This is a genomic window from Nocardia sp. NPDC051990 (assembly GCF_040680755.1).
GTDB lineage: Bacteria > Actinomycetota > Actinomycetes > Mycobacteriales > Mycobacteriaceae > Nocardia.
This window is the reverse complement of the sequence record NZ_JBFAXH010000008.1, coordinates 198,995-212,181: the sequence shown is the minus strand read 5'-3', so window position 1 is coordinate 212,181 and position 13,187 is coordinate 198,995. Positions and strand designations below refer to the sequence as shown.

13 protein-coding genes are annotated in these 13,187 nt (G+C 65.8%); 7 read left to right on the top strand and 6 right to left on the bottom strand.

Going from position 1 to position 13,187, the window contains the following annotated elements:
• Window positions 1-102: 102 nt before the first annotated feature.
• The 3 genes from cysD (at window position 103) to AB0L63_RS17870 (ending at window position 3,224) form a co-directional block, all read left to right on the top strand.
• Window positions 103-1,032, top strand: coding sequence for a sulfate adenylyltransferase subunit CysD (gene cysD, locus AB0L63_RS17880; RefSeq protein WP_364501574.1), 930 nt, complete (start codon window positions 103-105; stop codon window positions 1,030-1,032).
• A 1-nt stretch (window position 1,033) separates the two neighbouring features.
• Window positions 1,034-2,323, top strand: a complete 1,290-nt coding sequence (locus AB0L63_RS17875) for a GTP-binding protein (RefSeq protein WP_364501571.1) — start codon at window positions 1,034-1,036, stop codon at window positions 2,321-2,323.
• 106 nt (window positions 2,324-2,429) lie between these two features.
• Window positions 2,430-3,224 (top strand): sirohydrochlorin chelatase, encoded by a 795-nt coding sequence (locus AB0L63_RS17870; protein WP_364501887.1) that lies wholly within the window; start codon window positions 2,430-2,432, stop codon window positions 3,222-3,224.
• A 266-nt stretch (window positions 3,225-3,490) separates the two neighbouring features.
• On the opposite strand, the gene AB0L63_RS17865 is transcribed toward AB0L63_RS17870, so the two are convergent.
• Complete coding sequence (locus tag AB0L63_RS17865; RefSeq protein WP_364501568.1) at window positions 3,491-4,207, bottom strand: protein phosphatase 2C domain-containing protein; 717 nt, start codon at window positions 4,205-4,207, stop codon at window positions 3,491-3,493.
• 37 nt (window positions 4,208-4,244) lie between these two features.
• The gene (locus AB0L63_RS17860; protein WP_364501566.1) at window positions 4,245-4,844 is read right to left on the bottom strand and encodes a PadR family transcriptional regulator; all 600 of its coding nucleotides are present in this window, start codon (window positions 4,842-4,844) and stop codon (window positions 4,245-4,247) included.
• Between the two features lie 124 nt (window positions 4,845-4,968).
• Here AB0L63_RS17860 and AB0L63_RS17855 point away from each other — a divergent pair, with 124 nt between their 5' ends.
• Together AB0L63_RS17855 and AB0L63_RS17850 are read left to right on the top strand one after the other, a co-directional pair.
• The gene (locus tag AB0L63_RS17855) at window positions 4,969-5,385 is read left to right on the top strand and encodes a nuclear transport factor 2 family protein (protein ID WP_364501563.1); all 417 of its coding nucleotides are present in this window, start codon (window positions 4,969-4,971) and stop codon (window positions 5,383-5,385) included.
• Window positions 5,382-5,606 (top strand): FAD-dependent monooxygenase, encoded by a 225-nt coding sequence (locus AB0L63_RS17850; protein WP_364501560.1) that lies wholly within the window; start codon window positions 5,382-5,384, stop codon window positions 5,604-5,606. The genes AB0L63_RS17855 and AB0L63_RS17850 overlap by 4 nt, the downstream gene beginning before the upstream one ends.
• Window positions 5,607-5,684: 78 nt before the next feature.
• On the opposite strand, the gene AB0L63_RS17845 is transcribed toward AB0L63_RS17850, so the two are convergent.
• On the bottom strand, window positions 5,685-6,197 hold the full coding sequence (locus AB0L63_RS17845) for an alpha/beta hydrolase (RefSeq protein ID WP_364501557.1): 513 nt from the start codon (window positions 6,195-6,197) through the stop codon (window positions 5,685-5,687).
• A 6-nt stretch (window positions 6,198-6,203) separates the two neighbouring features.
• Window positions 6,204-6,827 (bottom strand): TetR/AcrR family transcriptional regulator, encoded by a 624-nt coding sequence (locus AB0L63_RS17840; protein ID WP_364501554.1) that lies wholly within the window; start codon window positions 6,825-6,827, stop codon window positions 6,204-6,206.
• A 106-nt stretch (window positions 6,828-6,933) separates the two neighbouring features.
• Between AB0L63_RS17840 and AB0L63_RS17835 the strand changes: the two genes are divergently transcribed.
• Both AB0L63_RS17835 and AB0L63_RS17830 read left to right on the top strand, forming a co-directional pair.
• Window positions 6,934-8,355: an MFS transporter gene (locus AB0L63_RS17835; RefSeq protein WP_364501551.1), complete on the top strand. Its 1,422-nt coding sequence runs from the start codon at window positions 6,934-6,936 to the stop codon at window positions 8,353-8,355.
• Window positions 8,356-8,363: 8 nt separating this feature from the next.
• Window positions 8,364-9,056, top strand: a complete 693-nt coding sequence (locus AB0L63_RS17830; RefSeq protein ID WP_364501549.1) for an SGNH/GDSL hydrolase family protein — start codon at window positions 8,364-8,366, stop codon at window positions 9,054-9,056.
• Window positions 9,057-9,569: 513 nt separating this feature from the next.
• Here AB0L63_RS17830 and AB0L63_RS17825 read toward each other — a convergent pair.
• Both AB0L63_RS17825 and AB0L63_RS17820 read right to left on the bottom strand, forming a co-directional pair.
• On the bottom strand, window positions 9,570-10,364 hold the full coding sequence (locus AB0L63_RS17825; RefSeq protein WP_364501546.1) for an HAD family hydrolase: 795 nt from the start codon (window positions 10,362-10,364) through the stop codon (window positions 9,570-9,572).
• A gap of 175 nt (window positions 10,365-10,539) precedes the next feature.
• Window positions 10,540-12,615 carry an Hsp70 family protein gene (locus AB0L63_RS17820; RefSeq protein WP_364501544.1) on the bottom strand — a complete coding sequence of 692 codons (2,076 nt, stop codon included), beginning with the start codon at window positions 12,613-12,615 and terminating at the stop codon, window positions 10,540-10,542.
• Window positions 12,616-13,187: the final 572 nt, after the last annotated feature.

The following is a 13,187-nucleotide window of genomic DNA, read 5'->3' as shown; positions in this document are numbered from 1 at the left end:
TCGGGCATGCAAAAAAGGACACAGCATGACCGAGTCAAGGCCCGAAGAAGGCAGCCTGCGTAACCACGGAGGGCCCCTCGGGCATGCAAAGAAGGACACAGCATGACCGAAACCACCAGCGCACGTTCGTTCGGCATCACCGATTTCGACACCCTCGCGGCGTTGGAGTCGGAGTCGATCCACATTTTCCGCGAGGTAGCAGGCGAATTCGAGCGGCCGGTGATCTTGTTCTCCGGCGGTAAGGATTCCACGGTGCTGCTGCACCTGGCTCTCGAGGCGTTCTGGCCCGCGCCGCTGCCCTTCGCACTGCTACACGTCGATACCGGACACAACCTGCCCGAGGTACTCGAGTTCCGCGACAAGGTGGTCGACAAGTACGGCCTGCGGCTGCATGTCGCGAAGGTCGAGGACTACCTTGCCGACGGCCGGCTCACCGAGCGCCCGGACGGTATCCGCAATCCGTTGCAGACCGTTCCGCTGCTGGACGCCATCGTCGAGCACCGCTTCGATGCGGTCTTCGGCGGCGGCCGTCGCGATGAAGAGCGCTCGCGCGCGAAGGAGCGAATCTTCTCGCTGCGCAATGCCTTCGGGCAATGGGATCCGAAGCGGCAGCGGCCCGAGCTGTGGAATCTGTACAACGGCAAGCATGCTCCCGGCGAGCACGTCCGGGTCTTCCCTTTGAGCAACTGGACCGAACTCGATATCTGGCGCTACATCGCCCGCAAGGATATCGATCTGGCGAGCATCTACTACTCGCATGAACGTCCGGTCTACCTGCGCGACGGCATGTGGATGACGCCCGGCGTCTGGGGCGGCCCGCGCGAGGGCGAGGTGTTGGAGACCCGTTCAGTGCGCTACCGCACCGTCGGCGACGGATCCTCCACCGGCGCAATTCTTTCCGCCGCGGCCGATAACGAGGCGATTCTCGCCGAAGTGGCCGCGTCCCGTTTGACCGAGCGCGGCGCTACCCGCGGTGACGACCGAGTGTCGGAGGCCGCGATGGAAGACCGTAAACGAGAAGGATATTTCTGATATGTCCGACCTATTGAGGCTGGCCACCGCCGGTTCTGTCGACGACGGTAAGTCCACCCTGGTCGGACGGCTGCTCTACGATACGAAATCCGTGCTGGCCGACCAGATCGACGCCGTCACCCGCGCGTCGGTGGATAAGGGTCTTGCCACGCCGGATCTTTCGCTGCTCGTGGACGGGCTGCGCGCGGAACGCGAGCAGGGCATCACCATCGATGTCGCCTACCGCTACTTCGCAACGCCCAAGCGGTCTTTCGTGCTCGCGGATACCCCCGGGCATGTGCAGTACACCCGCAATACGGTCTCCGGCGCGTCCACCGCGCAGCTGGTGATCCTGCTCGTCGACGCGCGCAAGGGTGTCATCGAGCAGACCCGTCGGCATGCAGCGGTACTCGCGCTGCTCGGCGTGCCGAAGCTGGTGCTCGCGGTGAACAAGATCGACCTGGTCGATGACCCAGCGACCGTATTCGCCGCGATCTCCGCCGAATTCAACACCCTCACCAGCACCCTCGGCTGGGCCGCCGAGGATGTGCTGGAGATTCCGGTCTCGGCACTGCACGGCGACAATATCGCCTCGCGCTCGGTGAACACCCCGTACTACGACGGACCCTCGCTGATCGAGCACCTCGAGTCGGTACCGGTGGACGCCGACAGCTCCGGCGCGCACGCGCTCGGACTGCGCTTCCCGGTGCAGTACGTGATCCGCCCGCGCACCGCCGAATACCCGGACTACCGCGGGTACGCGGGCCAGATCGCGGCGGGCTCGGTTTCACCCGGCGACGAAATCGTGGTGCTGCCCTGCGGAATTCGCTCCACCGTCGAGCGGGTCGATACGCCCGATGGTGAGCTCGCCGTCGCACAGGCCGGCCGCAGTGTCACGCTGATCCTGGCCGACGATGTGGATATTTCGCGCGGTGACATCATCGCCTCCCCCGCCGATGCGCCGGAACCGATCGACTCGTTCGACGCGACCGTCTGCTGGCTCGGTGATAAGCCGCTGCGTCCCGGCGCGCGACTGCTGCTCAAACACGGCACCCGCACCACGCAGGCGATCGTCGGCGCGCTCGTCGAGCGGTTCGACGAGCAGAACCTGACCGCGCACGCGAGCCCGGAGTCGTTGACGCTCAACGATATCGGCCGCATCTCGGTGCGTGTCGCCGAGCCGATCGCGGCCGACGACTACCGGGTCAACCGGCACACCGGCAGCTTCCTGCTCATCGATCCGGCGGGCGGCAACACCCTCGCCGCCGGTCTGGTCGGTGACGTGCTGACCGCGGTCGAGGTCGGAGTCTGAGGTGAATTCGCTCGGCGGTATCGGCTCGGTGGCGCGGCTGCCGGGCGGATCCATGTGGGCGGAACTGGAGCGCATATCCGAACACGGACGCGGACCGAATAGACCGATGTTCGGGCCGATCCGGGTCACGGCGGCCACACCGATCGGCGGATATGCGGAGCCGAGACCTGCGCTCATCGCAGTGGCACATGGCAGTCGAGATCCGCGCTCGGCGGCGACGATGTCGGCGGTCGTCGCCGATATCGCCGCCGCCCGGCCGGATATCGATGTGCGACTCGCATTTCTCGATCTGAATGCGCCATCGGTCGAGCAAGTCGTCCATGCCGTTGCCGCACAAGGACACACGCAGGCCGTCGTGGCACCGCTGCTGCTTGGCAGCGCTTATCACGCACGAGTCGATCTACCCGGACTGCTCGCCACCGCACACCCGCAGCTCCTGCTGACCCAAGCCGACGTTCTCGGGCCGGACCAACGACTCATCGCTACTCTCCGCGACCGCACCCTGGCGGCGCTGGGACCGGCGAGCGGTGCACCGTCTGCACCACTCACGAACGTGGGGGTCGCCGTGGCGGCCGTTGGGACGGCATCGGCGGCGGCGAATGCGCGAACCGGCGAGGTTGCCGGACAGCTCGCGGCGCTGACCGGCTGGCATACCGAAATCTGCTTCGCGACCACCGAACCTTCTGTCACCCGAGCAATTTCGCGTCTGCGCGTCAGTGGTGCCGAGCGCGTGCTCGTCGCACCATGGTTCCTCGCGCCCGGGCTGCTCACCGATCGTCTGGCAGCCGCCGCGCCCGATGTGGTGCACGCGCCCACAATCGGGCCGGATACGGCGTTGACCGAAATCGTTTGGGACCGTTACGACACCGCGCTCAGCGCTGCTTTGAGCCTGTCTGCTTGATCATCGGCCGAACCGTCCTTCTGAGGCGATGGCTTGTCGAATGACCTAGCGCCTCAGGTTGACCCGCCGCTCCAGCCAGCGGCCGGCGAAATCGATGCACCCCTCCATCAATGGCACTCACGTTCGGCACTCACGTGACCCGGTTCCTGGGCCCGGAACCTACCGCCTCTTCCCGGATTTCAAGCACGCCGACACTGTGCACACCGCCGCGTTCACACACCGCACCAATAGTTTTGCGCACTAAATCTGATGTACTGCAAAGCAATTCAATCGACATAGACGACGATAGCCGTGGCGTTATCGTTTCCACCCGCCGAATCGGCGGCAGCCAGCAGCCCCGCGACAACGGACCGCGGATCGGCCTCGCTGCTCAGCAGAATTTGCAGATCGTCGTAGCCGACCTGGTCGGATATGCCATCGGTGCACAGCAGGTATCGGTCGCCGGGGCGCGTCGTCACGCTCAGCACGTCCGGTTCCACCGCGCTCCCGTGCCCGATGTAGCGGGTGAGCTGATACCGCGCCGCCGCGGCCCGCGGCGAGTCGAACGGATACCAACCGTGCACAGCGCCGAGCCACGCCATCGTATGGTCGGTTGTCAGCAACTCCAGTAGCCCGGCACGCAGTCGGTACACCCTGGAATCACCGATCTGCACGAGCCAGCAGCGATCCGGAGCGAAGACCATAGCGGTCAGTGTGCATCCGGCCAAGGTCCGCAACTCCCGACCGATCCGACTCACCCGAGCATCCGCGGCCGCCACTGCGGCACGCAGCGCATCAGGCCCGACTTCCACCGCATTCGCGATGTGGTCGACGAAGATATCGACCGCGGTTCGCCCCGCCGCCGCGCTACCCGGTCCATCTCCCATGCCATCGGCCAGCACGGCGAGCAACGGCCGCGCACGCAGATAGGTGACATCGAAATTCGCCGAGTAGCGGCTGCCGACATCGCTGCCCACCGCAACATCGATCACGGGACTGCGCACCCGCGGATTCTGGCACATCGCGGCACCACATGGCACCTCAGCGCGGGGTGATCGAGTCCAGATCGGCTGGGGTCGCGGAGCCAGCGGCGGTGCGCCGGTCGATGACGGCAAGGGCGAACTCGCCCCAGCGAATGTTCTCCTCCTCGAAGGAGATTCCCCGCAGCAAGGTCAGGTAGGGCCCGATGCGCTCGGCCTCGGCCAGGTACCCCTGCTCGCTGCGCCCGTCGAGCAGGCGGGCGCGTAGGCGTTCGTAGCGGGCCAGTTTCGCCCTGGACCAGTCCAGCTTCTCGGCCACCGCGGCGCGCACGGTCGGCGCATCGTCGGTATCCATGCCCTGCACCTTGACCATCAATTCGTCGCGGACCGCGGTCGGTTTGGCGGGCTCGGCGATGAACGCACGCAGCGCGGCCCGGCCGGCCGCAGTGATGGCGTGCAGTCGCTTGTTCGGGCGACGCTCCTGCTGCACGACCCGGGTTTCGATCAGGCCGTCGGCGGCCATCCGCTCGAGTTCCCTGTACAACTGCTGGGGCGTGGCCATCCAGAAGTTGGCCACCGAGGCGTTGAAGCCTTTGGCCAGGTCATAGCCGGACGCCTCCCCTTCCAGCAGAGCGGCCAGCACCGCGTCACGTAGCGCCATCGGGTCAGGCTAACACCTTCGATGAATATTCAAATTATTGTCTAATCAACTGTAGACGCACGCACCGATACCCCGATAGTGTTCAAAATAGATAGACAACTAATTGACTATGAAAGGTGGCGTGATGCATCCCTTCCGTGCAGCCGTGGAGGCCCGCGACGAGGTCGCTATCGAGGCGCTGCTGGCCGACGACGTGGTGTTCACCAGCCCCGTCGCGTTCAAGCCCTATCCGGGCAAGGCGATCACCGCGGCCATCCTGCGCGCGGTGATCCGGGTATTCGAGGACTTCCGCTACGTGCGCGAGATCGCCGATGCCAACGGCCGCGACCACGCCTTCGTCTTCGAAGCCACCGTCGACGGCAAGCAGCTCACCGGCTGCGATTTCCTGCATTTCGATGCGGACGGCAAGATCGACGACTTCATGGTGATGGTGCGTCCGCTGTCGGCCGCACAGGCATTAGCCGCGCGGATGGGCGAACAGTTCGAGCGGATCACGGCCGAGGCTACCGCGCAGCTCCAGCGTGAGACAGCCGAAGCGTGAACGATGACGACGCCGTCGTCATCGTCGTCGGCGCGGGCAACGCCGGGCTGACGGCCGCGGCCACGGTGCAACGTGCGGGCGCGCGAACACTGTTGCTGCAGCGGCACAATGCCGCGGAACCCACCGCCCGCTGCACTGTCCCGACGCCCGCGCCGACGAATGAGCCGCGCCGTTGTCGGATGCCCGCGGCGGAGGGCGCCCGCACGATCCCAGATATGTAGCGGCCGCACCCGGGACCGTGCGGATCATGGCACATGACCACCGACAGTCGTCCGCCGTGGATCGCCGAGATTCGGTGTCTATTCGCGGTATTCGCGGAACGTGGCACGCAGGTCGGCCACGATGAGGTCGGGTTCTTCCATAGCGGCGAAGTGGCCGCCACAGTCGAATTCGGTCCAGCGCACGATGTTGCGGTTTCGTTCGGCGACGCGGCGGACCGGGATGCCGAGGTCGTGGGGCATCACCGCCACGGCGACCGGCACGTCGGTCTCGGGCTCGGGCGCTCCCCAGGTGGCGGCGCCTTCGTAGTAGTAGCGCGCCGAGGAGCCCGCGGTGGCGTTGAGCCAGTAGATCATGACGTTGGTCAGCATCGCGTCACGGTCGACTGCGTCCTCGGGCGTGTCGGTGGAGTCGGTCCAGTCCTTGAATCGTTCGACGATCCAGGCCAGTCGCCGGTGACGGTGGCGTAGGCGATCATCGTTCCGAGTCCACGAACCACCCGAACTCATCGACCACCTGCGTGCGCTGGGACATCGCGTCACCGCGGCCATCTCGCCTCCGGAAGCGTAAGCACGCAGCGGTACATCGGTCATCTGCGCTCAGCCCAGAAGCCGGTTCACGATGGTGCGCGCGATGGCGACACCGCGATCATCGCCCATCTGCTGGGCGGTATTGGCCGCGCTGATCACCGCGTCGAGTTCGAAAGCCATGGCATCGACGTCACGGCCGGTGAGATCGCCCGCTTCCTGAGCGTGTCGAATCTGCTTGACCAAGAAGTCGAGCCATTCGCTGTGATCCTCGGCGATGGCATCGCGGACGGGGCCGGGTTTGCTGTCGAATTCGGCGATGGTGGCCACGCGGAAACAGCCGCCAGGAAAGGTCGGGTCGGTGATGTGGTCGAACCAGCGCCCCATGAGGGCGCGCAGGCGAGGTAGGCCGCGCGGTTCGGTCAGGCTGGGCGCGATCACCCGTTCGACGAAAGCCTGGCGGGCCACCTTCACCGCGGCGACCTGCAGCGCTTCCTTGGTGCCGAACAGGGTGGCTATGCCGCTCTTGCTGATGCCGAGATCGGTCGCGAGACGACCGATGCTCAGGCCGGTCAGCCCCTCGATGGAGGCCACGTCGGCGGCATGTCTGGCAATCGAGGCCCGCGAGCGGGCGCCCTTTGCAAGGCGCTGATCGGCGCCCGAGGTGGGCTGCTCGGTGGTTGTCGACTCTGCCATATCGCCATTCTTCCATCTCCGGGTTGCAAATACGAACGCACGGTCGTACTTTTATTGCACGAACGGTCGTACGCTTAGATTTCGCCCCACCGAAGGGATCTCCCTCATGACCGAAGTGTCCGCGCGGACCGACAGTCCGCCGACCTCGAAGGCCGCCGTGCGCGCGCTCGTCATCGCCTGTGGCGCAGCGTTCGTCGCCTTCCTGGATCTTTCCGTCGTCAATATCGCGTTCCCGTCGATCGCCCGCGACTTTCCCGGCACCGCGACAACCACGCTGACCTGGGTGGTAAGCGGATATGCCATCGCCTTCGCGGCACTGCTCACCCCGGCGGGCCGCTTCGCCGACACCCTCGGACGGCGCAGGCTGTTCCTGATCGCACTGCTCGGTTTCGCTGTGACATCCCTGCTGTGCGGACTCGCACCCACCGCCGGTTGGCTCATTGCCGGACGCCTGCTGCAAGGTGCGACGGCGGCCCTGATGGTGCCATCCGCACTCGGCCTCGTCCTCACCGTGACACGGCGCGAGAAGATCGGCGCGGCCATCGGAGCCTGGTCCGCCGCAGGCGGTTTCGCCGCCGTCGTCGGTCCGGCGATCGGCGGTGCGCTGGTCGAGACGTTCGGCTGGCGGGCGGTATTCGTCATCAATATCCCGGTGGCGATCGTGCTGATCGCACCCGGGCTGCGCATTCCAGTGCCCGATATCCGCCAGCCGGGCAGTACGCTGCCCGACCCGGTCGGGACCATCGCCATCGCCCTGGGACTCGGCGGTGTGGTCGCCGGTGTCACCGAGGGGCAGCGGTGGGGTTGGACCGCGCCCGGCACACTCGCCGCGCTCGGCGTCGGCGCGCTGCTGATCCTGGCCGCGCTGATCCACTCCGCACGCCACCACAATCCGGCCATCGCGGTCGAGTTGTGGCAGAGCAGGCCGTACGCGTTGGCCAATGCCGCCTCGTTCGTCTTCGGTGCGACCATGTTCGCCTGGCTGCTCGCCGGACCGCTGTTCCTCGATGCGATCTGGCAGTATTCGGTGCTCGGTTCGGCCGCCGCCTTGACGGTGGGCGCGGTGTCCTCGATGGTGACCGCGACGATCGCCGGTCGTGTTACCACGCCGAGCGCGCGGCGTTGGCTCGGTGTGCTCGGGGCGCTGATGTACACCGGCACCAATGTGTGGATGAGTACCGACGCCTTCGGGCCGACACCGGCTCTGTGGTCCGCATGGGTACCGGCCGGGCTGTTCGGCGGCGGTGGCGTCGGAATCGTCGTGACGGTGCTCGGCACCGCGGCGGCGAGTTCGCTTCCGCCACACCGCTTCGCGGCCGGAATCGGCATGAATCTGACCGCAAGGCAAGTGGGCGGCGCGCTCGGTGTCGCGGTGCTGGCGGCGGTATTCGCCGCCAATGCCGAGGATGCGCTGGCCGCCTTCCACACGCTGTTCGCCGTTTGCGCGGGCATCGGTGTCGCGTCCGCAGTGGTCATCGCGATTCCGGCGCGTATCCCCGTTCCGACCGGCGTCCCCGCTCAGAGCTAGGAGTCACCTTGATACCCAACGATATTCGTACCGAAGCCAACGATCCGATGCTGCTGTCGAATACCGCCGCACTCGAACTGCTCGCCGACACGCCTTGGCAGCGTTATGCGGTACTCGGGGATTCGATCGCCCAGGGCGTCGGCGATCCGAGTCCCGGGTACGACACCGCCGGTTGGGCGGATCGTGTCGCCGCGGTATTGACTGCGGCGAATCCCGCTCTGTCGTATCTGAATACCGGCCGGATCGGCGCGACGTCCGCCCAGGTGCGCGCCGGCCAGCTGCCGCAGGTGCTCGAATTCGCGCCGGATCTGGTGCATCTCAGCTGCGGTGGGAACGATCTGTTCACTTCCGGCGGCAATATCGACGATCTCCGCGCGAATCTCGACGCGCTCTTCGGTGCGCTGGCCCGCAGCGGGGCGCAGGTGAGCACCTTCACCCTCGCCGACGTATGGGAGGCGGAACGAATGGCGCCGATGCGCCCAATGCGGGAGCGGATGTCGGCGCTCAACGACATAATCCGCGAGCTGGCCGCACGTTACGACGCCGTGTTGGTGGAGCTCTGGGACCATCCGCTGCGGCTGCGACCAGATCTGATGAGCACCGATCTCATCCACTTCACGATGAGCGGGCATGCGGTGCTGGCCACGGAAATCGTGCGCGCACTGCACGGGCTGCTGCCGTCGAAGGAACCCGCGCACTGATCGGACAATGGGCACGGGGCCGCGTTCGAGCTGATCTGCTCGGACGCGGCCCAGCTCCAGCACCGGCGCCGACTCGGAAACCAACTGCACGACCCCGGTAGGCGCCTGCTGTGCAAGGCCGGTTCCCGGATCAGCCGAGGCCACCCCGCGCCGCCTCCCATCAATCGCAAATTCGCGCCCGCGGGTGCACAGAACGCGCCCGGCGGGGCCATCCTGAACTGGCATGTCGACGATGTACAGGCAAGTTTCGACCGGCTGATCGCCCTCGGAGCCACGGAGTACGAACCCATCACACCGCGTGGTGACGGAGATTTCATCACCGCCGCGGTGGTGGACCCGTTCGGAAATGTGCTCGGCATCATGCAGAACCCGCACTACTTGGAGATCCTCGGCCGCGTCTGAAGCGCTCGCTCAGATTGCCCTGCTCCTCGCGATGCTTCCCAGGGCTCGCTTTGCCTCGATGGTGGCGCTTGACTCTGTTGCCACCAACGCATGGTGATCATCGGTCCAGCTTCAGTGGCCGAACCAGCGCTCCAGAATTTTGGCGACGCCGTCGTCGGCGACATCGTCGGCGACTTCGTCCGCCCAGTTGCGGACCTGGTTCGGTGCATTCGCCATTGCCACGGAATGTCCTGCCCACTGCAGCATTTCGCGGTCGTTGTAGCCGTCGCCGATGGCGAGCGTCGCGGTGCGGGGGATGCACAGTGCCGTGCGCAGCCGCTCCAATGCCCACCCCTTGGAGACGCCGCGGCGCGAAACACTAAGCCACGGACCGAATTCGCCGTGCACCCAGCTGGCACCCGGTACGTGCAGTTGGGTGAGCAAGCTCAGCATCTCTTCCAGGGAACCGTCGGGCCACCAGCCGTTGAGTCGTGGGGTCGGCTCGCTGCTCAGCGCGCCGTCATCGACGAGAACGTATTCGCCGATGGAGAATTCACCCGGGCTGACCCCCGTGGCCCAGGTGCCGATGCCGACCTTCTCCACAGCGAAAATCATCTCGGGAAACAGTGCGCGCAAGGCCGCGACCGCGGGACCGGGATCGAAGGTCTGCACCGCAACCGGCTCCCCCTTCGCCACATCGATGTGCACCGCGCCGTTGGAGCACAACCCATGTCCATCGACCAGCCCGAGCTCCCGCAGTACGGGCCGCGTAGTCATCAATGTCCGCCCGGTCGTCACAACCACATGCGCCCCCGCCCGCACCGCCGCCCGCACAGCATTGATCACCCGTTCACTGATCGGCGAGCCCGTCTGCAGCAACGTGCCATCGATATCCAGCGCAATAAGCTGAGGTCCCCCATCTACCATCAACTCATTGTGCATCGCTATGGCACTCGGCGTCACCGAAATTCGACCGGTCCGAATGGGCCATAGCCCAGGGCCCAACCCACCACGGCCACCAGACACTGATCCACCAGAGGATCTCGGCACGAGGTGCCACCGGCACCAGTACAGCCGCGAGCCGGGTCGCGCTTACGGACGATTATCGGCGGGCACCGCCGCCACCACTGACGCCGCCCAAACCAGGTACGACCCCACCACCGCCACCACCGAAGCCACCCAAACCAGGCACGGCCCCACCACCACCGAAGCCACCCAAACCAGGCACGGCCCCACCACCACCGAAGCCACCCAAACCAGGCACGGCCCCACCACCGAACGAGGAGCCGCCGGAACTGGTGCTGCCACCGGAAGCCGTTCCGCCGGCAGACTTACCGCCAGCGGAAGTACCGCCGGTCGAACCGGCACTGGTCGAACCGCTCGAGGTGCCGCCACCCGTCGAACCGGCATTCGACGAACCGTCCGACCTACCACCACTCATCGAATGGCCCGACGCACCACCGTTCGTCGAACCGCCAGAGGTGCTACCTCCGGTCGAACCAGCCCCAGTGCCAGTACTTGTCGAACCGTCGGAGGTACCGCCCCCGGAACCGGCACTGGAACCCCCTGACGTCGAACTGCTGGTGCCCGAACTCGCACCGCCGGACGCACCACCTGTGCTACCGCCTGAGCGGCTGCCGCCCGAGGCGGTTTCGCTCGATGTCCCAGCCCCGCTGGATGTTCCGCCCGAGGTTGTACCCGGTACTCCGACACTCGACGTACCGCCGGTCGCCGGGGTTGCGGTGCCCGGGTTCGTCGCGGTGCCGCCCGGGGCGGCGGGAGCCGGATTGGCCGGGGCGGGAACCGAACCCGGAAGGCTGACGTTCGGGACGGGTTTGACGACGACGGGCTGATTGGGCGCGGCGGGAATCGGCTTCGGACGGATGAACGGCAGCGGGTTCAGGAACTGCGTGGGATCGGCATAGGTACCACAACCGCCGAAATGTGGTGTTCCACTGCGTTGTTCACTGCGCCTGCCATTGTGCGCCTCGGCGACCGCCGGGCCGATCGATGGTGCGGTCGGCGTCGTATAGACAGCAGGGGCGATCGCGTAGGTCGCTCGACCGGAATAGCCGAAGCCCGCCGCAGGCTTCGCCCAACCGACGGCTGCGGAACCGACGTCCAGCGCCTCGACATGGGGCTCGAACAACAGCTTGTCCATCGGGAAACCCTCCGGCAAAGCACCCACCTGGGACGGCCCATGTGGAACGCTCGGACCGCCGAATACCGTGACGGCCGATACCGCCACCGCGGAAGCCACTGCGGCACTGGAGAATACGGCGATCTTCGGCGCTCGGTGTCGCCCGGTCGACAGCGGTGCGAAGCTGCGGGCGGCGTAGCCGGCGGCACCGATGGCGATGGTCTGCCCGGGATCGGTCGACATCACCACCGGTCGGCCGAGTTCGGCGAGGATGCGCGCGACCTCGACGGGGCGGCTGGCGCCGCCGACCAGCAGGATGTAGGCGACATCGGACAGGCTCCGCCCCGTCGATGCCACACATTCGTGGACCACATCGAGCGAATGCCAAATGTGCTGGGCGCGCATACTCGTGATATCGACGCTCGAGGTCATCTGCAGCATCGACCCGTTGTCGCCGGGTTCGGCGACCCTGGCATAGCGAGCGATCATCGAACCGAGCGGGCGACCGCCGAAATCATAGGAGCGCACGGACTTTCCGACGACCGGATGATCGTCCCAATCAGGTCCGACCCGAACCATCGACACATCGAGACTGGCCCCGCCGAGGTCGTACACCAGCACGAATCCGGACTCCAGCGGTCCGCGCTCGTGTTCGAGCCACTCCGCGGCCGCAACGGGCTCGGGTATGAGCAGCACGTGCGCGGCCCCCGCCAGATTCAGAGCCTGCCGCAGCAGCGACAGCTGCTTGTCGGAATAGCATGCGGGATAGGTGGCCACGGCTCCCGCGGTCGATGGGAAGGATTCGAGCAGGTTGTTCACCACCTCGGCGATCAGATTCGCGGGTGACCAAAGCCGTCCACCTACGACGACCGACTCCGGATTCCGCGCCAGATCGGCGAAATCGGTTACCGCCACATCGAATTGGGGGATCCCGCCGATTCGGATGCCACCCGCACTGTCGAAGGTCAGCACCGTGCGGCGCGTCCGCACCGACGACAACGGTTGCTCGCCGGTCACCATGGCGGATACGGAGTTCACTGAACCGATGCTGAAACCCAGACCTGTAGTCATTCGCTATCCCGTCAACGCACCGAGACCACGTCCATCACACAGGAGATCCGTGTGGCCGCGGTCGCTTCCCAAACAGCCCCCACAGGTTAGCCGCTACCGGATCGATTCAGATGTCGAATTGATATGAAACGTTTGGCTTCCGTCGACACTACGTCAAATTCCCAGCTAGATCGCCGAAAAAAGCTTCATCAACCCCACTAGACCTACGGCGTTTCGCAAACCCGCGGCCTGATTCCATTGCGGTAAGCCAGATTCCGCTACCGCACAGTAATCTGAATCGAGCCCCGGATCCGCCACATCCACCCAGAACCACCCAGAACCACCCAGAACCGACAACGCACACTGACTGGTCGGTAGCCAAATCGTTGCCATCGTCATAGATTTCATGGCACGTATGTCCCGACAGCAAGACTATGACACGTCAAACGTGACGGCTGATTTCCGCCAGCTATAGCGCTTCCCGATCGCTTGACTGGATTCAGCGATAAGCGAGCGCTCGGACGAACCGAGATCCCGTGCCACCTCATCGACCATGAAAT